This is a genomic window from Bacillus cereus group sp. N6, from assembly GCF_016483705.1.
GTDB lineage: Bacteria > Bacillota > Bacilli > Bacillales > Bacillaceae_G > Bacillus_A > Bacillus_A wiedmannii.
The window spans coordinates 1-21,443 of the sequence record NZ_JAEHBI010000044.1 but is presented as its reverse complement, the minus strand read 5'-3'; the positions used below and the strand labels follow the sequence as shown (position 1 = coordinate 21,443).

Sequence of the window (21,443 nt, the reverse complement as noted above, 5' to 3'; positions counted from 1 at the left end):
CTTGTAAAAACGGGGATTTTTATTACATAACTTTCTCGTATATTTCAACTGTAAGAAAAGAATGATTACTATATATATTGTTCGAAAGTATTTGAGAAAAATAGGGAGAATTTCAACTATATTCATATTATAATTTAATTATCACACCATTTATTTTACTATCTTTGGGGGTGTTCTATTATGCACTATGCATTTTCACGTATAAGGCTACGCAGTTTTTTTGGATGGATGATTATAGGATTGTTCCTTACGATGATCCCATTAAGTCTAGCAAATGTTTCTGAGAATACGATGGAGGTTATTTCACAAATAACTGTATTTTTTGTATTTCCGTTATTTTGGTTATACGTAAAAACAAATAAAAATAATGTTGTGTTTAACAGTTTTTTTGATAAGCCAGGACGTTTACCGTGGGGATTAATTGTATTAGCAACGATAATGGGAATGATTTTTTCAGTTGGTATATCTCATATTCAATTTTACATATTAGCACATACGTTACCGAATTTCTTAGTTACTATGTTAGAAGAAGGAAATGTTATTAATACGAGTAACATATATATGACGATATTTACTTTCGTTTCAGCATGTGTATTAGCACCTATTATGGAAGAGGTTATTTTTAGAGGCTTCTTTTTACAGCGCATGGCTTATAAATGGGGCATTAAAAAAGCTGTAATCATATCTTCACTTATTTTTGGTTTAGGACATTTTGATGTTATTGGTGCATTTATGTTTGGTATTGTAATGTGCCTTTTATACATAAAGACGAAAAATATATGGACGAATATCGCTGTACATGCTCTAAATAATTTAATTGCAACAAGTATGCAATTTGTCGGTGGAGAAGAGAGTAGCGCAATCTCAATTACTGAATTACAAGCGCAAAGTAATTTATGGATCGGTATTGGTCTTACAGTTGTTGGATTACTTTGGTTAATTCCTTACGTTTGGAAACAATGGCGTACAGTAAAAGAAGTGGGTGTGCCACTAGTGCGCTTTATAAATGAGGAAAAAGTGGTGAGTGCATTACAAGAAAATGAAGTGTATAGTCAAGTGATCGTAACAGATAGACTGATGGCTGTAGAGCTACCAGATGAGGCTGTAAATAAGCTTCGATTAGAAGAAAATGATTATGTAACAGTATCTGTAGAAGAAGATAAAATTGTAATAAAGAAAGCGCGTGATAGATAATTAAAAAGTAGCTCTTAGGAGCTACTTTTTAATTTGTAATAATTTCTACACGAAAATTATTACCGTTCTTTACATATTTAATATCTGTAACAGTGCGGACTGTTTTTAAAATCTCCACTTTTTCACCAATTCGAGGGATAGTCGGAACATTATCCCAAATGCCAAGTAAATCATCTGATTGTGCCGTTTTTTCATAAAACCAGATTTTCAATGTAAAGCCCCTTTCTCGAACTTTATGTATTTTAATACATAATATATTATTTTTATTCTTATTGTAAGGGGTTTTTTTGTATTTTATGAATAAAAATAAATTAAGCTTCTGGGAAGATATGTTCAATATCAGGAGTAAGAGATACTTCTGATAATACGATATGAGAAACTGTCGTTGCATATGAAGAAACATCATTGATAAAATCTTCAAGTTCAACGAGTGAAGGAACAGAAATTTTTACAATGTAGCATAAGCTTCCTGTTACTCGGTAACAAAAACTTGCAGATGGATAAGACTGAATAAACTGTTGCATACGTGTTGTATCACCATTTTTTAAAGTAATTTCTAAAATACAATCTAAAACAAGTCCTGCTTTTTTATAATCAATATCGATTGTGTACTTTTGAATCACGCCTTCACTTTCAAGTTTGCGAACACGTTCTGCAGTAGACGGAGCAGATAAATTTACTCGTTTCGCCAATTCACGCATGGAAAGGCGACTATCATTATATAATTCATTTAAAATCTTTCGATCGACACGGTCTAGTTGCATTTGTAAATATACCTCCAGTAAAATAATAATTTTTGTAAAGGAAAAATATAAATTAAGATTCATATGAAATGTAAAGTGAACTTTATTTATTTTACAATAAAACGGAAGGAAATAGGAGGGGAAATGTTGGAGAGAATTTCATTATCAAATGTAGGAGTTACAAAGTTTCAAAAGTTATTAGGGCATAATCCAGATCTATTACATTCATGGAGTATGGTAGAGAATACACTGTATAATAAAGGAACTCTGTCGGCAGAGCTAAAGGAGCAAGTAAGAAGAACATTAGCGTACGGGAATGAATGTCCGTACTGTATGGCAAAGGGAAGGCCTGATGATATGCAAAAGGTAGAAGAAATGAGTGTCGCAGTTACTTTTGCACATACATTTGTTCATGATAAAAAGGCAATAGATGATAATATGTTTCATGCATTGAAACAATATTGGACGGAAAAAGAAATTGTAGAGCTTTGCGCTTATATTTGTTTTATTACTGCGTCACAACAACTTGGTTTTCTGTTTCAATTACAGCCGAATGAAGGAGAAAATGATGACATCAAATAGCACTTATTATAATTGATGTACAAAAGGCGTTTCAGTTACCATACTGGGGCGAGAGAAATAATCTTTTTGCTGAAGAAAACATGAGAATGTTATTAGCAGAATGGAGAAAAAGGAAACGACCAGTTTTTCATATTCAACATGTAAATAAAGAAAATGCTCAATCGATGTTTTATGAAGGAGCGGAAACGGTGAACTTTAAAGAAGAGCTGAAGCCATTACCAGATGAAGTGATTATTCAGAAATCTGTTAACAGCGCGTTCATTGGGACAAATTTAGAAGAGCAATTAAGAGAGAACAAATGTAATGCAGTAGTGGTTGTAGGATTAACGACAAATCATTGTGTGGAGACTACGACACGAATGGCAGGAAATTTAGGATTTACAACGTATTTAGTGAGTGATGCAACGGCTACTTTTAACCGTAAAGGTCTAGAGGGTAAAGAGTATAATGCAGAGGATATTCACAATATGACACTTGTAAATTTACATGAAGAGTTTGCTACGATTGTAACGACAAAAGAAGTATTAAAATTATTTTAAGAAAATAATTGCGAATTATATAGAAAAAAATAAGAATATTTCGTATAATCTAAGTACAATCATTTTGAAATAGGGGTGGCATCATATGGAGCAAATTCCGGTAAAGAGAATAGAAGAAGTACTTGTTGTAGCAGGGGACGATAAACAGAAGCAAAAGGAATTTTATGAATTGCTCTTATCTACTGAGTTTTATGTTGCTGGTTCACTAGAAGCAGAGGACGGGGCAACAGAAGGAATACTTCGTTTGCGTCATTTCCAAGGAGAGGGTAGATGGATCGTTCCGTTCTTTACACAAATGGAATTTGTAAAAGACGTGTTGCCAGAAGGAACGCCCCTTATTACGATACGTGGAAAAGAATTATTTGGTAGCATTGAGAAAGATGCTACAGCAGTATTAAATGTTGGCACTGATATAAGTAAAACATTTATTCCAGAAGAAGTTGCAGATATCGCATCTGGACGAATTTTTAATTATTATAAATAAAAGGAAAAGCGGAATCGCTTTTCCTTTTTAATTTGAATACGGATTGGCTACGCCAGAAGAAATAGAGATTGTTTTATTATTTGTATTTATTGTCGCTGTAGCTCCAAGAGGAATCCCGATGTTTGGGCTTATATGTCCAATCGGTAAACCGAATAGGACAGGTATATGATATGGTGCGAAAAATTCATATAGTATTGTTTGCAATGATTGAGATGGTTTAGAAGGAGTGCAGTCGTGACAACTTGTAAAAATAACACCGCTACATTCATTAAACTTTCCAGATATAAGTAGCTGATTTAACATACGGTCAATGCGATACGGTTCTTCCCCAATGTCTTCAAGCAACAAAAGTTTATTAGCCGTAATTATCTCATAGGGTGAGCCAATTATACTCGTTAATACAGTTAAATTTCCTCCCGCCAATGTGCCTGTAACTGTACATGGAGAGGTAGGTACGATACATTCTGAAGCAGATAAGATGGTTGAATACGGATGGAATAGTTGATTGAAAGAAGATAAAGAAAGAGAATCTACACCTTTACCTAATTCTTCAACCATTGGACCATGAAAAGTAACAAGCTTTGCATAACGTGAAAAGGCCGTATGTAAAGCTGTAATATCGCTATATCCCCAAAAGATTTTTGGATTCTGCTGAATGATTTCATATTGAATGTGAGGGAGGAGACGAGCACTTCCGTAACCACCTCGTGCACAGAAAATGGCCTTTACTTCATTATTTGTAAATGCTTCATGTATATCATCGAGCCGAACTTGATCACTTCCAGCTAAATATCCATATTTCTCATAAACACTCTTCCCAATTACTACAGATAAACCCATTTCTTGTAATAGGGTTACCCCTTTTAATACATTTTCAATTGTTGGTGGGCCGGACGGTGCAATAATCATTACTGTATCACCTTGTTGTAACGCATTTGGATATATCATTGTTTTCAGCCTCCTTCACTTTCAATATATTCGCTTCATAGGAAGTTCAACCCTTGTAAAAGAAGGGGAAAGTTTGTCAAATAAAGAAGATATAAGGGGAATAGGAGGAGAAATGATGTTTACAAGTCGAGTTATAGATACATTACAAATTAAGTATCCCATCATTCAAGCAGGTATGGCAGGTGCAATTACGACGCCTGAGCTGGTTGCAGCTGTAAGTAATAGCGGAGGACTAGGAACGCTTGGAGCAGGCTATATGAGCCCTGAGCAAATTCGTGAAGCAATTTATAAAATAAGGGAACGAACTGATAAGCCTTTCGGTGTTAATTTACTGTTAACGAAAGAGATACAGATAGAAGAAGAGAAAGTAAACTTGGCAAAGGTATTGCTTAGCGGAGTGAATAGAGAATTCGGTATAGAGGAAAAAGAGACGATAAAGCTTCCAAAAAGCTATAAAGAACAATTACAAGTGTTAGTAGAAGAAAACGTACCAGTCGTTAGCTTTGCATTTCAAACGTTAGAAAAAGAAGAAATAGATGACTTAAAAAGAAGAGGAATAAAAGTCATCGGAACAGCTACTCATGTGAGAGAGGCGAGGGTGCTTGCTGAATTAGGAGTAGACATTATTGTTGGTCAAGGTAGCGAGGCAGGAGGGCATAGAGGAACGTTTATTGGGAAAGAACAGGAAGCTATGATTGGGACGTTTGCATTAATTCCACAGTTAGTAGCAGCAGTCCCGCATATCCCAATTGTTGCAGCAGGTGGTGTAATGAACGGACAAGGGCTTGTTGCGGCATTTACACTGGGGGCAGAAGCTGTTCAAATGGGATCAGCCTTTTTAACGAGTAAAGAAAGTATTACGCATGATGTATATAAACAAGCGGTTTTACATAGTACAGATACGAGTACAACTGTGACTCGTGCGTTTTCCGGGAAATATGCACGGGGTATTCGTAATGAATTTATAGAGAAGCATGAAGGGAAAGAAGAAGGGCTTCCGATGTATCCAGTGCAAAATGTATTAACCTCTAAAATACGCCAAGAAGCAGCAAAACAAAATAAAGGAGAATATATGTCGCTTTGGGCAGGACAAGCGTCATCATTAGCGCGAATAGAATCAGCTCAGCATGTAGTGGAGCGAGTGATGAAAGAAGCAGAGAACGTAATCGAACAATTGCAAAGTGTATATAGAAAAAGACCACTTGAATAATTCAAGCGGTCTTTTCTTTAGTTTGCTTTATAAAATTGTTGGATGGCTTCATCGATATAAACCCAGCCTTTCCAACCTAAGTGCATGTGATCTTTTAAGAAGTATTTATCATACTCATGATTTGAGAAGTCGGCAATTGGATAGCCAGCTTTCTCAATTTGCTCATGAACTTTCTTATAGTACAATTCGCGACGTTCTTTCGGGAAGCCAGCGTAATCGTACCAAGGACCTTTTACAGGAACAGAAATGAAGAGTGGTTTTGCACCAGATTGTTTTAATAAATCAAGTACAATTTGTAAATCTTCATATTCTGGCGATTGATCATAAGCATCATTTTTTAAGTAGCCTTCACGTTGCTTTAATTTCTTCTTGATTTTGCTGTTGAAGTAATCATCTTCGATACCATATTCGTTAGAACCTGATTCTATTGCACCAGTTTGATCTGCATGTTTACGAGCTTCTTCCCAATTCATTTGTTTTAATGAAGGGTCAAGTTTTTCTTTATGCGGTTTAATATCAAACATTGCTGTAAATAAATCTTTACGATCTAAAATGTTACGATAAATATAAGCGAAAGGTTTAGCAGCAAGTGCTTTTACTTTATGCTTTGTATCATCATAAATGATACCTTCAAGCGAAATTTTTAGTAAAGTTTCTTTCTTGACGATCTCAAAGTTTAATAAACGTTTTGCAATTTGCTTTTTCATTTCAGGCTTTAAGTCATCATTGAAAAGCAAGTGATAGCCTTGTTGTTTTGAAAAGTTAGGTGCAAAGTGTGTTTCATCAATACCTTGTGGTACAAACCATTGAGGAGAAAGAACGAATACCATTTTCTTACCCTTCAATTGATCCATTGTAGATGCAAAGTTTAACACATGTACAAGGTCTTGTGTTCCTCCGCGTCCAAGTAGGAATGGTGTGAACCCTTCAGGCTTTACTTTGAAATAATTTGATGGATGGAAAGCATCCATACGTGCGAATTCCGATGAACCGTACATCGGAAGGTATTTCGGGTCTGCTAACATCTTTTGCTGTAATATCATACTTTGAATCTTTTCTTCTTTTAAAGAAGTGGCAGCTTGTTCTACTTTTTCATCACTTAAAAGTGGAAGTAGAAAGCGCGTTGGAATAAGTAAGAATACAGCAAAAAGGGCCAATGCTAAAAGCATCGGACCAAATTTTGCTTTGTTCATCGGATTTCTTCCAACTTCTTGATAACCATGTTTGGTGTAGCCCACTCGTCACGGTCAAAATCAGAAATAGAAACTTCAATATCTAAACGCTCTTGGAATTCAACTAATAAAGATACTACAGCGAAAGAATCAAGAATACCTTCTTCAAATAATTGAACATCTAAGTTTTCTTTCACAATATCGTTCTCACATACTTCTTCTAAAATATCTAATACTTGCTCTTTAAATTCTGCCATTTTTAAAATCTCCTTTATATCCGAAATATATTATATGTGCAACTTCTTACTAGTATAAGAAGGGTGCATTAAAAGTATCTGTTAAGGTGTCCAGAGAAAATTAGGAAACCGAAACATACAACGTGGAACGTAATTACAATCGCAAGGACGTGTGTAAATTTATTGTTTGGCCAAAACTTATGCTTCTTGTTTTTTCGCTCGAAAATATCGAATAAAATAAACAGTGCGGCATGATATAGACCATAAATAACATACTGCGCAACAGCGCTTCCTTGGATGTGCCAAATTCCCATAATGAAGAAGTTTAAAAATGCACCGATATACGAAATTGTGTAACGGTTTTTAATTAACTTTTTCTTCGTTGCAAAAAAGACGAAACGCATGTAAATAAAATCACGGAACCAGAATGATAAACTCATGTGCCAGCGGTTCCAGAAGTCTTTAATATTACGACTAAGGAATGGCTTATTAAAGTTTTCTGGCGTTTTAATTCCCATCATGTAACTGATACCAATTACGAACGCACTATAACCTGCAAAGTCAAAGAATAATTGCATGCTAGTAGCGTACATGAAAATCGTATTAGATAAAAGTGTATCTTGATTGGCGAATACTGCCTTTACAAGATATGTTGTTATTAAGTGCGCGATTATAAATTTATACAGAAAACCTTGGAAAATACGGTTAAGCCCTGTATATAGTAACTTTTGATATTCTTCAGCGCTAGGTGGCTTTTGAATATCTTTTTGGAATCTACGGTAACGATCAATAGGTCCACTTGAAATCGCAGGGAAGAATAAAACAAACTCCCAGAAATTAAAGAAGGAAAGTTCTTTAATTAAATTATCACGAACTTCAAAGACCATTTGTACAGCTCTAAATGTTACGTAAGACATACCTGCGAAAACAATAAAATGTAATTCAGGTACAAATGGTGCGATTTTTGCCAAAATAAGTGGCAAAATCGATAAAATAACAGCTATACAAAACATGAATGTACTATTATTTTGTTTTCTTAAAATTAAATAGCCTTTAATAAGGGCATATTGCCAAATAATAAATGCGGCTAACATAATCGCTTGCTTCGGTTTATCCGAGAAGATAATAACGAGCATTACTAATGTTAAAACGGCATTATATTTACGCAACATTTTACCTTTTAGTCCAGCTATGATAGTAGGTATTAATAAAATGCCCACTATAGCGAAAAAATAAAATGATCCATATGCGGTCATGCTGTAACCTCACTCAATAATTTTTTGCGATCTACCTTTCCATTTGGTGTCATTGGAATAGAAGATTGATACATGAATTTACGGGGAATCATGTAGTTTGGTAATCGCTCATTGAGTTCTTTTTTAATTGCAGATGTTAATTTGAATTCTTTTTCAAATGAATGTTCGCCAGGAACAACAACCGCTAATAAATAATCGTATTTCTCACCTTTTTTAATTGGAACGATAACTGCTCCTTCTACGTAAGAACACGCACGAAGGTGATGCTCAATTTCTTCTAATTCCATTCGATAACCATGCAGCTTAATTTGGAAATCAAGACGACCATTATAGAATAGAAGACCATTTTCAACATAGCCAGCATCGCCTGTTTTATAGGCGCGCTCACCGTCAATCATAGTAAATGCTTTTTCTGTTAATTCAGGGCTTCCTAAATATCCAACACTTACGCTTGGACCGACAATTACGATTTCACCTTTTTCACCATCAGGTGCAATGGTGCCATCTTCTTTCATAATAAGAAGGCGGCAATCTGATTTACAGTAGCCAACTGGAAGTGATTTGTATTGATCAAGCACTTCTTCTGTAACGTGAATACCTGTTACAGCGACAGTAGCTTCTGTTGGACCGTACGTATTCATAATTGTCGCTTTCGGGAAACGCTCAATTAATTTTCTAGCTACTTCATTTGGTAACACTTCACCGCAGAATAAGAATGTTTTCATGTTCGGTAGCATACTCTCAGAGAAAGATGCTTCCATTAAACACATCTCTGCGAAAGATGGTGTTGAAGTCCATACTTGTATATCCGATTGCTCTAAAGAAGCAAACAAGTCTTTTGGACGTGCAATCATATCTTTATCGATTGCCCAAAGTGTACCACCTGTTACTAAGGACGGGTAAATATCCATGACAGATAAATCGAATGAGAAAGGTGCTTGGTTTAAGAATACTTGTCCTGTTTGTAAGTTGAAATCTTCTACAGCCCATTTTGTAAAGCTTACAAGGCAGTTATAAGTAATCTGAACCCCTTTCGGATTACCTGTGCTTCCTGATGTGTAAATAATGTAGAAGTTCTCATCACCTTTTACCGCATGTTCAGGATTTGGAGTGTTCCCTTTATGAGTAAAGAAAATATCTTTTAAGTTGTCTTCACTTACAATGCGAACTGGTAAATCAGTTACAGTTACTTCAGTTCCTGATAAAAGTAGTTTCGCACCAGAATTTTCAGCGATACGTTGTACACGATCAGCTGGGATAGATAAATCTACAGGAATATAAGCGTGTCCAGCTTTTACACATCCTAAAAAGTTAATAATCATTTCAGGTTGCATATGGCCATACACCATAATTGGTGAACGATCATCTGGATACTCAGAAGAAATCCAATGTGCTAACGCATCAGAATCTTCCTTTAATTGTTTGTACGTAATTTTCGCATCTCGCCAAACAAAAGCAGTTTGATCAGGCGTTTCAATAGCCCACTTTTCAATTTGTTCTAATAACTTCATAACGTTCCCACCCTAAAATTCGTTGTAAATAAATGTACTTGTGTTTGTATCATGGAATCCATACAACCAAAGCAATGCAAATAAAATTGCAAGGTAATAAACCGTCTTTGCAACCCATTGTGTGAGTGGTCGAGACCATATCTCTTTTAATCTTTCCATGTCTTTCCCTCTCTTAATGAAATGATAGCTCTTTGTAGGTATCATGTCCTACATTATTGTGAAAAAAACAAAATTCCACATTTTAGGTAAAAATAAGTCAAAAGGCTCTTTTCTGATATTAGCACTAAATACTAAAAAAGAAAATCCCTAACTTAGCAATTATATTACATTCAGCATGAATTTGTAATGGGTTTGACATGTAAATAGGAAGTGGATTGTGTGAATGTATAAAAGTGGTCTGGGAGAATGTATAGAAATGTAATATTTGTTTGAGTTTTTCATAGTTAATATATGAATTGTTAAAGTTTCATAAGAGGAGGAATTTCTGATGAAGAGGATGTGGAAGGATCTTATTTCAGAAGAAAACATTATTAAGTGGAGACAGCATTTTCATAAATATCCGGAATTATCATTTCATGAAAAAGAAACTTCACAATTTATATATGATACATTATGTTCATTTTCTTCTTTTGAAGTAACGAGACCAACGAAGTATAGTGTACTAGCAATTAAAAGAGGGACGGGACAAGGGAAAGTAGTTGCGATTCGAGCTGATATAGATGCTTTACCAATTCAAGAAGAGACAAGGAAATCTTATACGTCTGTGAATAAAGGAATGATGCATGCATGTGGGCATGATGCTCACGCAGCTATTTTGTTAAGTACAGCAGAGGTGCTATCAAATATAAAGGAAGATTTCGTAGGTGAGATTCGTCTCTTCTTTCAGCATGCAGAAGAGGTGTATCCTGGCGGGGGACAAGAAATGGTTGAGGCAGGCGTGATGGATGGTGTTGATTATGTAATAGGTTTACATGTTATGTCTGGATTGGAGAGCGGGAAAATCGGAATTGCGTATGGACCGATGATGGCGGCACCGGACGTATTTACAGTTGAAATTCAAGGGAAAGGAGGGCATGCGGCGAGGCCAGAAGAAACGATAGATCCTATTGCTATCGGAGCGCAGATTATTACAAATTTACAACATATCGTATCAAGAAATACAAGTGCTTTCATGCAAAGAGTTGTTTCAGTTACGCAGTTTCATGGGGGAATGGCTGATAATATTATTCCTAATGCAGCAACTTTAATGGGAACTGTGCGTTCTTTTAATCAAGCGTTAAGAATAGAAGCAGAAGAGAAAATTGAGCAAATCGTGAAAGGAATTACAAAAGCACATGGAGGGAAGTATACATATACGTATCGATATGGATATGATCCGGTTATTAATGATGAATATATTACGAAAGTAGTAGAAGAAAGTGCACTACATTTGTTTGGGAATGAGCGTGTTGTGAAGCTTGAACCTTCTATGGGAGGAGAAGATTTTTCAGCATATTTAAGAAAAGCACCGGGTTGCTTCATTAAATTGGGGACGGGGAATGAAAAGATCGATACTTGTTATCCACATCATCATCCAAAATTTGATGTAGATGAAGCAGCTTTAATTTATGGAGTGGAATTATTTCTAGAGACAGCGATAAGATTACTAAAATCGTAAAAAAGTATAAAAAAAGGCAACTGCGCTCTATCGCAGTTGCTTTTATTTCTTTCCGTCAGAGAGGGCTGAGAAAGAACTATGCTCATTTATAGTATATGAATAGCTAACGGACAAGCTTGTACATTTTAATCATTTTTTTAAAAATAGTTATTGACATTGATAATCACTGTCAATTAATCTAAGGGTAGTTGAAATTGATAATTATTATCAATAGGATGGATGCGACATGTTAATGAGAAAAAAATTTCACCTTCTGCGGAGGGGATTAAAAGATAAAAATAAAGATGTTGATCAGCATATGGAATGGCAACGAAATGTAATTCGATCTGAATATGTAGATGAGAAGAGTACACTTCCAACAGAAAAAGAGATACAAGGTAAAAGGAGAGATTCAGTTGAGTAAGTTAGTAATGATATTTGCAAGTATGAGTGGAAATACAGAGGAAATGGCTGATCATATTGCGGGTGCAATTCGTGAAACAGAAAATGAAATTGAAGTGATCGATATTATGGATTCACCAGAGGCTTCTATACTAGAACAGTATGATGGAATTATTTTAGGTGCTTACACTTGGGGAGATGGTGACCTTCCTGATGATTTCTTAGATTTTTATGACGCAATGGATTCTATTGATTTAAATGGGAAAAAAGCAGCAGTATTCGGATCATGTGATTCGGCTTATCCGAAATACGGCGTGGCGGTTGACATTTTAATAGAAAAGCTACAAGAGCGCGGAGCTGCAGTTGTGTTAGAAGGACTAAAAGTAGAATTAACGCCAGAAGATGAAGATGTAGAAAAATGTTTACAGTTTGGAGCTGAATTTGTAAAACACCTTTCTTAATGGCAGAAGGGAGATGGAGAGCAAGTGCATGAGAAAATCGCAATCAAAACGATGACAGATTATCATTTGTATGATTTTATGCGTTGCCCGCATAAATTTTATTTTCGTCATATAAAAAGAAGAGAACCTTCTTCGTTTGAATGGCAACCAATCGCACAAATGATTGTGAATCGAATTATTAACGAATATTACACACTACCTGCGGGCCAACAAACGAAAATTGTACTTTTAATATTAATAGAAAAGTATTGGAAAAAAGTAAGGGTTAATATGTTTGCTTCGAAGGCGGAGTATTATATTGTGTTAGCGAAGCTAACAGATCACTTATTACAGTTTGTTGAAAGAGATGATAGTCAGACACCGCCGTTATTTTTGTATGAAAAATTTCAAACATATATGGAAGAGTTAGGTGTCCACATGTCATTGACATTAGAAGTTGGTGAGTGGAGTACTGAGTCGTTTGTAATTAAAAAGTATGTTGTCGATGCGGATGAGGAAATGCTTGCTCTTTGTCAAAAGTTAATGACAGTATTCAGTTATAAAGCTTTCGGCATTCTTCCAGGAAAAATTGAAGTTATTAATTTAATAGAAGGAACTAAGTATGAGTACATTCCGAAACAGGAAGATATTATAACTGGCATGGCTGATTTATCTAGAATGAAAGAAATGTTGCAACAACCTGAGCATTATACAGAGCGTCATTTTCGTTCTGAGTGTATGAGTTGTGCGTTTCTTAGTGAATGCCAAAGGGAAGAAGTAAAGAAAGAAGCGAAGCAGAAGAAAAATATCGTACATTAAAGGATGCAATTTTGCATCCTTTTTTGTTATTGACATGAAAAGCTTTTCATCATTTACCGTATATTTGTAGCAGATTTTAATAAAGGGAGGAATAATCAATGAAAGATGAAACGAAAGTATTTCAATGGTTAAAAGAACAGAATGCTCCTTTTGGAATTCAACTGCAAATTTTACAAGCGTTTCAACTGTATCAAATTATTGTTGAAATGGATAAAAAGTTAATGATGTATGAAGAGAGAGAATATCGGGAGAGAATTTAATCTCGGCCCTGTAGTATTACTTTCAGTTTTTCTGTACCTGCTAGGAATTCAAGTTCATTCTTTGTTTCAAAGTTATAAATCATATTATGTAATAAAGGACTGTATTGATAAAAGGTCGTGATGCGATGAATGAGTAATGGATCATGGTGTGAAATAAGCGTACTGTATTGTTCATATACTGATGTAGTAAATTCATGTCCAAAATCATAATATAGCCCAGCAAAATCAAAGGCGGGATCTCCAATTTGAGCATCACCAAAATCGATAATACCTGAAATGGTTTTATTTTGGTGATCAAATAAAATGTGATGATGTGTAAAGTCAGCGTGAATAATTGTTTTTTGAAAAGTGGATGTATCGATACATGTAAAGAAATTTTCGAATAAACAATTTAACGCTGATTTCTGGTATGAAGTAAGACTGTTAGTAAGATATTGAGTTAATTTTGTTTGTAGCTCTTTCCAGTAGGTGAGTGTTTTTTCTATAGGGAATTCTAATGCCTTCACACGCTTTAAAGGAATACTATGTAGAGCCGCAAGGAAAGTCGCTAATTGTGTAATAATTACTTCAAGTTCTTTTTTCTCTAGCTTGGTAACTATCTCTTTTTTAAACGGTTCACCATGAATGAGAGTATAGTAACTACAGAGGGGAACAGTATCAGTATCCTTTTTATAGAATAGGTGATACTTTGGAACCTCGATTTCTTGTAGCAAATGAGAGAGAATTATGCACAGTTCTTTTTCTAAAGGAATTCGCATTGCATATTCTTGTTTTCGCGGGAAACGAAACAGTAGCTCATCATTTACTATAACTGCTACATTATCCCATCCTTCTTCATTTTGTTTATATGAATGTATAGAAAGATTAGGCAAAGCTTCTTTTATATACTGTTTGTAAGAGTCCATAATTGCTCCTCGTTTCTGAATTAAGTTATTCCACTTTATGATATCAGAATTTTCTTTCTATATGTTAAAATATAACTATCATTATGAAGAAGGGCGGGAGTATTACGAAGAAAAGACTATTCATCATTTCTCTATGTATCGCTTTTGGATTGTTTTGGTCATATAAAGAAGAGGTTTTTGCTAGCTTTAAACCGATTAATCAGTACGGATTAAATAATGAATTAAAGAACAAAAGTATAGAAACTTTAACTCATAATGAAATGAAAAAGGTAGGGAAACATTTTGTGACAGAGCAATTATCAGTGTTTGAGCTTAATAATAAAGAAGATGTGAAACGAAAAGGTGAAGTACTATTTGTAAATAGAGGGTATGAACAATTAATAGGAAATTATTATCCAAATCGGTTTCGGGATTTAGAGTATAAATTTACAAACGAGGACATACGTGAAGTGACGGATGAAAGTTTTCGTTATCAAACTGTAGCGTACGTTGCGGGTGCTGAAAATGGTAAGAGAAGCGAAATGAAATTGAATTATGAAATAAAAATTGTAAAGGTTAATAATATATTTAAGGTGTTAGAACAAAAACAGTATGTAAAATAAAGTGAAACATGAATTAGTGCTACAAATAGCGGATAAAAAAATCCCCCAGTTCTTTGAGGGATTCTAAAGGTTTTCATTTTGTTGACCAAGTTCTTTTTGAGCAATATATAAATTTCCTTGCTCGACTTGTTTCTGTGTAAGAACAGAATCACCTGCATACCCTTTTTCTGTTTTCACAGTTCTTTTTGAACGATTGGAATCTTGTTTCTTCATATATAATATGTCACCTTTCCTTAAAAATAAACGAAAATGATGAGTACGAGTAACACCGCAGCAAAAATGGTAATGCCCATTAAAAACGAGGTGTTTTTATATTTAGGTGGCTTATGTACATCTTGCCGATATCCAGGTGAAATTTCAGGGGCGAATTCTTCATCGAATGATTGCTTTTTTTCTTTTTCGTCCATATGTATCCACCTTTCTTTTTCATTATGTTATACGTTCAAAGAAAAAATATGCATAAAGAAAACCGCCCCTCTATCGTGAGCGGCGGTTTTCTGTTGTATATTTTCTTTGAACTTGAAAGAGACGGACAAGAAGGAAGATAGCGCCAAATGCTAGACCGATAATAAGACCGATCCAATATCCTTTTGCTGCCCAGTCAGTATAAGTTGCTAATATGTAACCGAGAGGGAGACCTATTACCCAGTAAGCGATTAATGTCATAATTAAGGAAACATTTACGTCTTTATAACCACGTAGTGCCCCTTGTACAGGAGTTGCAATTGCATCTGAAATTTGAAATAAAATCGCAAATATAAGAAATTCTTTTGCTAAATGATGAACTTGTATATCTGTCGTATAAATTGAAGCAATTGCATCATCAAAGAAGTAGAGAAGAATTGAATATAATAGGGCGAATGCAAGTGCTAAGCCAATCCCGATAAATCCATATTGTTTTGCGTTATTGTATCGCTTTGCTCCAACTTCAAATCCAACAGCGATGGTCATTGCCATTGCTAAACTTAAAGGAGTCATATATAACAAGGAAGCGAAGTTCATAGCTGCTTGATGAGCAGCGATTGTTGTCGTACTAAAATTACTCATCATAAGTGTCACCGCAGCGAAAATACTCGTTTCAAAAAAGATAGCAAATCCGATAGGGACGCCAAGTTTTAAGAATTCAGTCCAACTTGAAAGAGAAGGACGATATAATTGTTTAAATATATTGAAAGATGCGAAAGGCTCTTTCGTACGAATAATAATAACGGTAATGATTAAAATGCACCAATAGGTTGCTGCAGAAGCAATTGCCGCTCCAACACCACCGAGTTTTGGAAAACCGAAATGACCAAAAATTAATACATAATTTAATACTACGTTAATTGGTAATGATAGTAATGTAATGATCATCGTTGTGCGAGTTTTTCCTAATGCATCAATAAAGCCGCGTAAAACAGTGTAAGTAAATAAAGGGATAATTCCAATTGCAATAATACTTAAAAATTGTGCCGCAATACGTTCCACGGGTTCTTCCAGGCGCATGCCGTTTAAAATAGGTGAAACAGCGAAGAAACCGATAAGGATGACCACGAAACTAGCACAAATTGCTAAATATACTGCTTGTATGACAACTTGGGGAACATCCTCTTTTTTCTTTGATCCAACTAGCTGCGCAACAATTGGAGTAGTAGCCATTAAAATTCCTGTTAATCCGGTACTAACGGGAAGCCATATACTTGTTCCGATAGCAACACCCGCTAAATCAATAGGACTTGCGTGCCCGGACATTGTCGTATCGAAAAAACTCATTGCAAATAATGACATTTGCGTTACGAAAATCGGGAAAAATAGTAATACAAATTGCTTTAATTTTTGTGAGAATGAATTAGTTTCTTTCATAAAATCCCCTTTCCGCTAAAAAAACAAACTCATACTATCATACAATTTAATCAAAAAATAGAAAAGAAATACGCGCATACAACATGTACAATCAATAAAAAAAGGATGCACTTTAAAAGGGGATAAGGTATTATGATAAGGTGTGAAAAATTACATATTTGTTATTAAGGAGGCACTACTCGTGGCTGATTGGTTAATTGGAATAATCATGGGTGCTGTTGAAGGTTTAACAGAGTTTTTACCAGTTTCATCAACAGGACATATGATTTTAACAGGTCATTTACTTGGATTTGACGACGAGAGAGCGAAAGTTTTCGAAGTTGTTATTCAATTGGGATCGATTTTAGCAGTTGTTGTTATATTTTGGAAGCGTCTATGGTCGTTAGTAGGTATTGGGAAAGTAACAGATGGACCATCGTTAAATTTATTACATATTATTATCGGGATGATTCCTGCCGGCGTACTTGGCGTATTGTTCCATAGTGCGATTAAAGAAGTTTTATTTGGGCCAGGCCCAGTTGTCATCAGTTTAGTGGCTGGTGGTATTTTAATGATTGTTGCTGAGAAGTTTTCGAAACCAAGTACAGCAAGAACATTAGATGAAATCACATATAAGCAAGCATTTACAATTGGGATGTTCCAATGTTTAGCGCTTTGGCCAGGATTTTCTCGTTCTGGTTCTACAATAAGTGGTGGTTTATTAGCTCGCGTGTCACATACAGCGGCGGCTGAATATACATTTATTTTAGCAGTACCAATGATGGTAGCTGCAAGTGGTTTAGATTTAATTAAAAGCTGGGATATATTAAGTGCGGCTGATATCCCGTTATTTGCAACAGGATTTATTACAGCATTCGTTGTTGCGATGCTTGCAATTGTTTCATTCTTAAAATTATTAGGTCGTGTAAAACTAACACCGTTCGCTTACTATCGTTTCATTTTAGCTGCGGTATTCTATTTCTTCATTATGTAATAAAAAAACTGCCGAGTTCGGCAGTTTTTTTATTTTACTACTTTTTCCATCATGCTTTCCATTACATGTTCCCAAAGAGAAGTATCATCAGCTAATGTAGCACGGAAATTAGCGTACATTTCTTTTTGTTTCTCTTCGAATGTTGGATCTTCTTTTTCAGGCAATGTAGCGCGCATTGAAGTTACTAACTCTTGTACTTTTGGAGCGCGTGGTCCCCAAGCGGCTTGTTCATTTCCATCTTTATCAATGAAAATAAAAATTGGAATGGCACGTGCTGTTCCATTTGTTAAATATTGATCCATTAATTCTAAGTTTTCATCGCGAATTAATAATCTCATATCAATATTTGCAACTTCAGAAATTCGTTTCATAACAGGTACGCATAAAAGAGCGTCACCACACCAATCAGCTGTTAATACGATAACACGCCAGCCATCATTTTGGCGTTCTTCTAATACAGGAAGTAATTCATTTGGAATTGAAAAGTTATTGTAAATGTGCAGTAGCTCATATTGATTTACTTTCATTTCATTCACATATGTATCAAAGGACATACCTTTATCAGCCCATTGTTGTAAGTTCATAAGTAACACCTCTTTAGTATGATTTGTTTTCATTGTACCAATTTTTATATAGAAAAGCTTGCATTCTTACTCTTTCTTGTCACTTAATAATTGATTTAATAGGAAAAGGAATAGTACGACACATAATTCAGTAAGATTGGACAGTTGTACGCTCTCTATCCAATCATCGGCAGTATGAATGACGAACCAATCTAGCGTAATTTCAATGATTGCAAAAAGAGTAATAGCCAGCCAATTTGGCATGTTTTTTGTCATTGGATATAGCAACGCCTTGAGGAAACCGAAGATAAAGAATGTAATACCGTCTAAGAAAGTGATTAATAGAAAAAATAGAAGTAAAGCAGTGCGTGATCTATACTCTATACCTGTAATATGAAAGATTCCTACATAAACAAAGAATATAAATGCAAAAATTATAATGAGAAACAGAATAACAAAACCAATAATCAAAGTCTTATCTTTTAGATTGAGATTAGAAAATTTTTCTTCTTCACTCACTATTCCATCCCCTTTTTCTGGAAAATCAACTTTATTGTATCATGAAATATCTATTAAAAAACTACGAATTGTGGGAAAATAAGGTGACAAAAAGTAAGATTTCATGTAAAATTATTAATAAGGTTTTTATTTAACTAAATGAAATAAAAGGGGCTGTCAAAGTTGTCTCAAAATCGAGAGCAATTAATGGAAGAACTATCGACAAATGTTTTTGCTATGTTCCGCACGTTGCGTAATGATATTGGAAAGATATTTGGTGGTTACATACCGTGGAATGAGTTCATCGTCCTTAGAATATTGAATCGTACGAATAAAGAAATGGTATCACGTGTAGCCAATGAGTTAAATGTGTCGAATAGTCATATTACAGCTGTTACAGAAAAATTAATTAATAAAGGTTTTGTAACTCGTTCACGTTCTACGTCAGATCGCAGAGTTGTATATTTGGAGATTACAGAACAAGGAAAAGATTTAGTTGCAAAAATGGAAGGGGAGAAAAAGAAATATTTACAAGAAAGATTCTCCACGCTTTCAGAAGAAGAAATGAATATAATGATATCAATTTCTAAAAAACTTATTTAATTCATCACAGGTAAGAAAACGCTTACGTAATAAAGGAGAAGACCTTCCTTATGAGAGGAAGGTCTTCTTTCGTATGTAAAAGATTATAAAAAAGAAAATATGTAACATACTACTAGTAAAGGAAGGGGGCAGACATATGACAAATCGAAATGGTAGTAAAGGGAGCGGAAATCAAGGCTCACCAAAATCAGGACAATTTCAGCAAGAGTTTAGTACTGAATTTGAGACTGGTAATGATAATAAAGGAAAAGAATATCGTTCGAAAAAAGGAAGTAAATCAAAAAAGGAGTGAAATAATTCACTCCTTTTTTGATTTAAGATGCTGCGGATTGATCCGTATTATATTTTTCTTCTGATTTTGCGACGATCATTGCGCAAATTGCATCACCGGAAATATTTACAGCTGTTCTTGACATATCTAAAATGCGATCAATACCGATAATTAAGGCAATACCTTCTACCGGTAGATTTACTTGATTTAAAACCATCGTAAGCATTACAAGTCCAACACCTGGTACACCAGCAGTACCGATACTAGCTAGTACAGCAGTTAATACGACGACAGCTAATTGGGACATAGTAAGCTCAACTCCGTATACTTGAGCGATAAACACAGTTGCTACACCTTGCATAATGGCAGTACCATCCATATTAATTGTTGCACCTAGTGGTTGTACAAAAGAACTTATCGCTTTTGGAACGCCAAGTTTTTCTTGTGCTGTTTTCATTGCAAACGGAAGAGATGCATTAGAGCTAGATGTACTAAACCCAATTGCCATTACCGGTCCGAAATGTTTAAAGAAACGGACAATACTTTCTTTTGCTAATACCTTTAATAATCCGCCATAGACGAAGACGCCGTGAATAATAAGTACTAGCATAACGACAATCATATACTTGAACATCGCAGCGACGCCTGCAAGACCCATTTTACCAACGGATGAAGCGAGCAATCCAAATGTTCCGATTGGAGCTAATTTCATAACGAGATTAACAAGATACATCATTAATTCGTTGCCCTGTTCAAGTAATGAATGGATACCTTGAACCCGTTTTCCTAAAATAGCTATACCGAGTCCGATTAATACGGCAAAGGCAATAATTTGTAACATGTTTCCATCAGCCATCGCTTTTGCTGGGTTATCTGGTACGATATTTAGCAATGTATCGACGAAAGATGTTTCGGTTTTTGCCCCTTCATATTTAAGCCCTTCGGTTTTAAAGTTACCGCCAGATCCTGGTTGTATAATCAGTGCAAATGTAACTGCAATAGAGATGGCAACGGCTGTAGTTACAAGAAAGAATGAAATTGATTTTAAGCCGATTCTTCCAAGTTGTTTCGGGTCTCCAAGCCCAGCAGATCCAAGCACGATAGAAATGAATACAACAGGAACAACTAGCATTTTAATGAGGCGAATAAATAATTGACCAAGTGGATTGAACACATATTGATTTAATGGTTCAAAAATGGATGGTGCAGCTAAATTTAAAGTGAGTCCGACGACTAAACCGAGAAATAATGCGATTAAGATTGCTTTTGTTTGTTTCAATAAAACCCCCCCTTTATTTTTGTGAAATTACTTTCTACATTAATTGTACAGAAAAACCGCCTATTTTGACAGTATTTTCTGAATATTTTGTATGAAAATATGTATTTAAATATAGATTGCTTTTGCTAAAGTAAGCAAAAAAGTTGGGGAATCTAGTTAGAACACAAAGTAGACCATCACATAGGATGGTCTAGGGAAGGGGACAATTTATGTCGATTTAATTAGGGATGGAAGCCATTCAAAGACACTGGGGAATGTCTTATAAATTAGGGAGGAACAGCTTCGATACATATACTATAAAAGTTGGATGTGACCCCCACGTGAACATAGAGTGAAAGAGAGAGGGAGTTTTAAATAGAAGATAGAGTAAACAAAAAAATAAGACCATCACAAATGACGGCCTAAGGAAGGGGACAATTTATGTCAATTTAATTAGGGATGGAAGTTGTTCAAGACACTGGGGAATGTCTTATAA

General features: G+C 35.1%; 29 protein-coding genes. 14 read left to right on the top strand and 15 right to left on the bottom strand.

Going from position 1 to position 21,443, the window contains the following annotated elements; translation table 11 throughout:
- Positions 1-180 precede the first annotated feature (180 nt).
- On the top strand, positions 181-1,194 hold the full coding sequence (locus tag JDS99_RS23860) for a CPBP family intramembrane glutamic endopeptidase (RefSeq protein WP_097906838.1): 1,014 nt from the start codon (positions 181-183) through the stop codon (positions 1,192-1,194).
- Between the two features lie 28 nt (positions 1,195-1,222).
- Here JDS99_RS23860 and JDS99_RS23855 read toward each other — a convergent pair whose 3' ends face one another.
- Both JDS99_RS23855 and JDS99_RS23850 read right to left on the bottom strand, forming a co-directional pair.
- Entirely contained in the window at positions 1,223-1,405 is a 183-nt protein-coding gene (locus JDS99_RS23855) for a DUF3913 family protein (protein WP_097960514.1), read from the bottom strand.
- A gap of 100 nt (positions 1,406-1,505) precedes the next feature.
- Entirely contained in the window at positions 1,506-1,958 is a 453-nt protein-coding gene (locus JDS99_RS23850) for an Lrp/AsnC family transcriptional regulator (protein ID WP_001175491.1), read from the bottom strand.
- 63 nt (positions 1,959-2,021) lie between these two features.
- Here JDS99_RS23850 and JDS99_RS23845 point away from each other — a divergent pair, with 63 nt between their 5' ends.
- From JDS99_RS23845 to JDS99_RS23835, 3 genes are all read left to right on the top strand, one after another.
- Complete coding sequence (locus JDS99_RS23845) at positions 2,022-2,519, top strand: carboxymuconolactone decarboxylase family protein (RefSeq protein WP_199695816.1); 498 nt, start codon at positions 2,022-2,024, stop codon at positions 2,517-2,519.
- Positions 2,516-3,058 (top strand): isochorismatase family protein, encoded by a 543-nt coding sequence (locus JDS99_RS23840; protein WP_199695823.1) that lies wholly within the window; start codon positions 2,516-2,518, stop codon positions 3,056-3,058. The genes JDS99_RS23845 and JDS99_RS23840 overlap by 4 nt, the downstream gene beginning before the upstream one ends.
- Before the next feature lie 85 nt (positions 3,059-3,143).
- Positions 3,144-3,542: an SseB family protein gene (locus tag JDS99_RS23835; protein WP_000435201.1), complete on the top strand. Its 399-nt coding sequence runs from the start codon at positions 3,144-3,146 to the stop codon at positions 3,540-3,542.
- 27 nt (positions 3,543-3,569) lie between these two features.
- On the opposite strand, the gene JDS99_RS23830 is transcribed toward JDS99_RS23835, so the two are convergent.
- Positions 3,570-4,490, bottom strand: a complete 921-nt coding sequence (locus JDS99_RS23830) for a S66 peptidase family protein (RefSeq protein WP_087984824.1) — start codon at positions 4,488-4,490, stop codon at positions 3,570-3,572.
- 115 nt (positions 4,491-4,605) lie between these two features.
- On the opposite strand from JDS99_RS23830, the gene JDS99_RS23825 reads away from it, so the two are divergent.
- Positions 4,606-5,700 carry an NAD(P)H-dependent flavin oxidoreductase gene (locus tag JDS99_RS23825; protein ID WP_199695815.1) on the top strand — a complete coding sequence of 365 codons (1,095 nt, stop codon included), beginning with the start codon at positions 4,606-4,608 and terminating at the stop codon, positions 5,698-5,700.
- 17 nt (positions 5,701-5,717) lie between these two features.
- Here JDS99_RS23825 and dltD read toward each other — a convergent pair whose 3' ends face one another.
- The 5 genes from dltD to JDS99_RS23800 form a co-directional block, all read right to left on the bottom strand.
- Positions 5,718-6,893, bottom strand: coding sequence for a D-alanyl-lipoteichoic acid biosynthesis protein DltD (dltD, locus tag JDS99_RS23820; protein ID WP_097857428.1), 1,176 nt, complete (start codon positions 6,891-6,893; stop codon positions 5,718-5,720).
- Complete coding sequence (dltC, locus tag JDS99_RS23815; RefSeq protein WP_000807310.1) at positions 6,890-7,129, bottom strand: D-alanine--poly(phosphoribitol) ligase subunit DltC; 240 nt, start codon at positions 7,127-7,129, stop codon at positions 6,890-6,892. Before dltC ends, dltD begins: the two co-directional genes overlap by 4 nt.
- Before the next feature lie 68 nt (positions 7,130-7,197).
- Entirely contained in the window at positions 7,198-8,364 is a 1,167-nt protein-coding gene (gene dltB / locus JDS99_RS23810; RefSeq protein WP_088062608.1) for a D-alanyl-lipoteichoic acid biosynthesis protein DltB, read from the bottom strand.
- Positions 8,361-9,875, bottom strand: coding sequence for a D-alanine--poly(phosphoribitol) ligase subunit DltA (gene dltA, locus JDS99_RS23805; protein ID WP_000770525.1), 1,515 nt, complete (start codon positions 9,873-9,875; stop codon positions 8,361-8,363). The genes dltB and dltA overlap by 4 nt, the downstream gene beginning before the upstream one ends.
- 12 nt (positions 9,876-9,887) lie before the next feature.
- Positions 9,888-10,034, bottom strand: a complete 147-nt coding sequence (locus JDS99_RS23800; RefSeq protein WP_000440293.1) for a teichoic acid D-Ala incorporation-associated protein DltX — start codon at positions 10,032-10,034, stop codon at positions 9,888-9,890.
- Positions 10,035-10,362: 328 nt separating this feature from the next.
- On the opposite strand from JDS99_RS23800, the gene amaA reads away from it, so the two are divergent.
- The 5 genes from amaA to JDS99_RS23775 all read left to right on the top strand — a co-directional run bounded on the left by amaA (position 10,363) and on the right by JDS99_RS23775 (position 13,432).
- Entirely contained in the window at positions 10,363-11,532 is a 1,170-nt protein-coding gene (gene amaA, locus JDS99_RS23795; protein WP_087984828.1) for an N-acyl-aliphatic-L-amino acid amidohydrolase, read from the top strand.
- A gap of 226 nt (positions 11,533-11,758) precedes the next feature.
- The gene (locus tag JDS99_RS23790; RefSeq protein WP_016088748.1) at positions 11,759-11,935 is read left to right on the top strand and encodes a hypothetical protein; all 177 of its coding nucleotides are present in this window, start codon (positions 11,759-11,761) and stop codon (positions 11,933-11,935) included.
- Positions 11,928-12,374, top strand: a complete 447-nt coding sequence (locus tag JDS99_RS23785) for a flavodoxin (protein WP_000041145.1) — start codon at positions 11,928-11,930, stop codon at positions 12,372-12,374. The genes JDS99_RS23790 and JDS99_RS23785 overlap by 8 nt, the downstream gene beginning before the upstream one ends.
- Positions 12,375-12,398: 24 nt before the next feature.
- On the top strand, positions 12,399-13,172 hold the full coding sequence (locus JDS99_RS23780) for a hypothetical protein (RefSeq protein WP_199695814.1): 774 nt from the start codon (positions 12,399-12,401) through the stop codon (positions 13,170-13,172).
- Positions 13,173-13,270: 98 nt separating this feature from the next.
- Positions 13,271-13,432 (top strand): hypothetical protein, encoded by a 162-nt coding sequence (locus tag JDS99_RS23775; protein WP_046958209.1) that lies wholly within the window; start codon positions 13,271-13,273, stop codon positions 13,430-13,432.
- Here JDS99_RS23775 and JDS99_RS23770 read toward each other — a convergent pair.
- Complete coding sequence (locus JDS99_RS23770) at positions 13,429-14,337, bottom strand: aminoglycoside phosphotransferase family protein (protein ID WP_097890361.1); 909 nt, start codon at positions 14,335-14,337, stop codon at positions 13,429-13,431. The two genes, JDS99_RS23775 and JDS99_RS23770, sit on opposite strands and share 4 nt — an antisense overlap.
- An 83-nt stretch (positions 14,338-14,420) precedes the next feature.
- Here JDS99_RS23770 and JDS99_RS23765 point away from each other — a divergent pair, with 83 nt between their 5' ends.
- Entirely contained in the window at positions 14,421-14,939 is a 519-nt protein-coding gene (locus JDS99_RS23765) for a biotin transporter BioY (protein ID WP_098133997.1), read from the top strand.
- Positions 14,940-15,002: 63 nt separating this feature from the next.
- On the opposite strand, the gene JDS99_RS23760 is transcribed toward JDS99_RS23765, so the two are convergent.
- From JDS99_RS23760 to JDS99_RS23750, 3 genes are all read right to left on the bottom strand, one after another.
- Positions 15,003-15,152 carry a hypothetical protein gene (locus JDS99_RS23760; RefSeq protein ID WP_000743739.1) on the bottom strand — a complete coding sequence of 50 codons (150 nt, stop codon included), beginning with the start codon at positions 15,150-15,152 and terminating at the stop codon, positions 15,003-15,005.
- A gap of 20 nt (positions 15,153-15,172) precedes the next feature.
- The gene (locus JDS99_RS23755) at positions 15,173-15,346 is read right to left on the bottom strand and encodes a hypothetical protein (RefSeq protein WP_000343559.1); all 174 of its coding nucleotides are present in this window, start codon (positions 15,344-15,346) and stop codon (positions 15,173-15,175) included.
- 70 nt (positions 15,347-15,416) lie between these two features.
- Positions 15,417-16,781: an MATE family efflux transporter gene (locus JDS99_RS23750; protein WP_106382755.1), complete on the bottom strand. Its 1,365-nt coding sequence runs from the start codon at positions 16,779-16,781 to the stop codon at positions 15,417-15,419.
- Between the two features lie 181 nt (positions 16,782-16,962).
- Between JDS99_RS23750 and uppP the strand changes: the two genes are divergently transcribed.
- The gene (gene uppP / locus JDS99_RS23745; protein ID WP_060489503.1) at positions 16,963-17,754 is read left to right on the top strand and encodes a bacitracin resistance undecaprenyl-diphosphatase; all 792 of its coding nucleotides are present in this window, start codon (positions 16,963-16,965) and stop codon (positions 17,752-17,754) included.
- Between the two features lie 29 nt (positions 17,755-17,783).
- On the opposite strand, the gene JDS99_RS23740 is transcribed toward uppP, so the two are convergent.
- Positions 17,784-18,371 carry a thioredoxin family protein gene (locus tag JDS99_RS23740; RefSeq protein ID WP_097890357.1) on the bottom strand — a complete coding sequence of 196 codons (588 nt, stop codon included), beginning with the start codon at positions 18,369-18,371 and terminating at the stop codon, positions 17,784-17,786.
- A 33-nt stretch (positions 18,372-18,404) separates the two neighbouring features.
- Positions 18,405-18,836 (bottom strand): YrvL family regulatory protein, encoded by a 432-nt coding sequence (locus tag JDS99_RS23735; RefSeq protein ID WP_087984835.1) that lies wholly within the window; start codon positions 18,834-18,836, stop codon positions 18,405-18,407.
- A 162-nt stretch (positions 18,837-18,998) separates the two neighbouring features.
- Between JDS99_RS23735 and JDS99_RS23730 the strand changes: the two genes are divergently transcribed.
- Both JDS99_RS23730 and JDS99_RS23725 read left to right on the top strand, forming a co-directional pair.
- Entirely contained in the window at positions 18,999-19,418 is a 420-nt protein-coding gene (locus tag JDS99_RS23730) for a MarR family winged helix-turn-helix transcriptional regulator (RefSeq protein ID WP_137035313.1), read from the top strand.
- Positions 19,419-19,554: 136 nt separating this feature from the next.
- Positions 19,555-19,710: a hypothetical protein gene (locus tag JDS99_RS23725; RefSeq protein WP_000184933.1), complete on the top strand. Its 156-nt coding sequence runs from the start codon at positions 19,555-19,557 to the stop codon at positions 19,708-19,710.
- 22 nt (positions 19,711-19,732) lie between these two features.
- Here JDS99_RS23725 and JDS99_RS23720 read toward each other — a convergent pair whose 3' ends face one another.
- Positions 19,733-20,968 carry a dicarboxylate/amino acid:cation symporter gene (locus JDS99_RS23720; protein WP_000814822.1) on the bottom strand — a complete coding sequence of 412 codons (1,236 nt, stop codon included), beginning with the start codon at positions 20,966-20,968 and terminating at the stop codon, positions 19,733-19,735.
- Between the last annotated feature and the right edge of the window lie 475 nt (positions 20,969-21,443).

Coding starts and splice junctions, on each gene's coding strand:
- JDS99_RS23725 (WP_000184933.1), top strand. CDS start 19,555: ATGACAAATCGAAATGGTAGTAAAGGGAGCGGAAATCAAGGCTCACCA.
- JDS99_RS23760 (WP_000743739.1), bottom strand. CDS start 15,152: ATGAAGAAACAAGATTCCAATCGTTCAAAAAGAACTGTGAAAACAGAA.
- JDS99_RS23830 (WP_087984824.1), bottom strand. CDS start 4,490: ATGATATATCCAAATGCGTTACAACAAGGTGATACAGTAATGATTATT.
- JDS99_RS23755 (WP_000343559.1), bottom strand. CDS start 15,346: ATGGACGAAAAAGAAAAAAAGCAATCATTCGATGAAGAATTCGCCCCT.
- JDS99_RS23750 (WP_106382755.1), bottom strand. CDS start 16,781: ATGAAAGAAACTAATTCATTCTCACAAAAATTAAAGCAATTTGTATTA.
- JDS99_RS23740 (WP_097890357.1), bottom strand. CDS start 18,371: ATGAAAACAAATCATACTAAAGAGGTGTTACTTATGAACTTACAACAA.
- JDS99_RS23800 (WP_000440293.1), bottom strand. CDS start 10,034: ATGGAAAGATTAAAAGAGATATGGTCTCGACCACTCACACAATGGGTT.
- dltA (WP_000770525.1), bottom strand. CDS start 9,875: ATGAAGTTATTAGAACAAATTGAAAAGTGGGCTATTGAAACGCCTGAT.
- JDS99_RS23825 (WP_199695815.1), top strand. CDS start 4,606: ATGTTTACAAGTCGAGTTATAGATACATTACAAATTAAGTATCCCATC.
- dltC (WP_000807310.1), bottom strand. CDS start 7,129: ATGGCAGAATTTAAAGAGCAAGTATTAGATATTTTAGAAGAAGTATGT.
- JDS99_RS23765 (WP_098133997.1), top strand. CDS start 14,421: ATGAAGAAGGGCGGGAGTATTACGAAGAAAAGACTATTCATCATTTCT.
- JDS99_RS23850 (WP_001175491.1), bottom strand. CDS start 1,958: ATGCAACTAGACCGTGTCGATCGAAAGATTTTAAATGAATTATATAAT.
- JDS99_RS23790 (WP_016088748.1), top strand. CDS start 11,759: ATGTTAATGAGAAAAAAATTTCACCTTCTGCGGAGGGGATTAAAAGAT.
- amaA (WP_087984828.1), top strand. CDS start 10,363: ATGAAGAGGATGTGGAAGGATCTTATTTCAGAAGAAAACATTATTAAG.
- JDS99_RS23845 (WP_199695816.1), top strand. CDS start 2,022: ATGAAATGTAAAGTGAACTTTATTTATTTTACAATAAAACGGAAGGAA.
- dltD (WP_097857428.1), bottom strand. CDS start 6,893: ATGAACAAAGCAAAATTTGGTCCGATGCTTTTAGCATTGGCCCTTTTT.
- JDS99_RS23860 (WP_097906838.1), top strand. CDS start 181: ATGCACTATGCATTTTCACGTATAAGGCTACGCAGTTTTTTTGGATGG.
- JDS99_RS23770 (WP_097890361.1), bottom strand. CDS start 14,337: ATGGACTCTTACAAACAGTATATAAAAGAAGCTTTGCCTAATCTTTCT.
- JDS99_RS23775 (WP_046958209.1), top strand. CDS start 13,271: ATGAAAGATGAAACGAAAGTATTTCAATGGTTAAAAGAACAGAATGCT.
- dltB (WP_088062608.1), bottom strand. CDS start 8,364: ATGACCGCATATGGATCATTTTATTTTTTCGCTATAGTGGGCATTTTA.
- JDS99_RS23835 (WP_000435201.1), top strand. CDS start 3,144: ATGGAGCAAATTCCGGTAAAGAGAATAGAAGAAGTACTTGTTGTAGCA.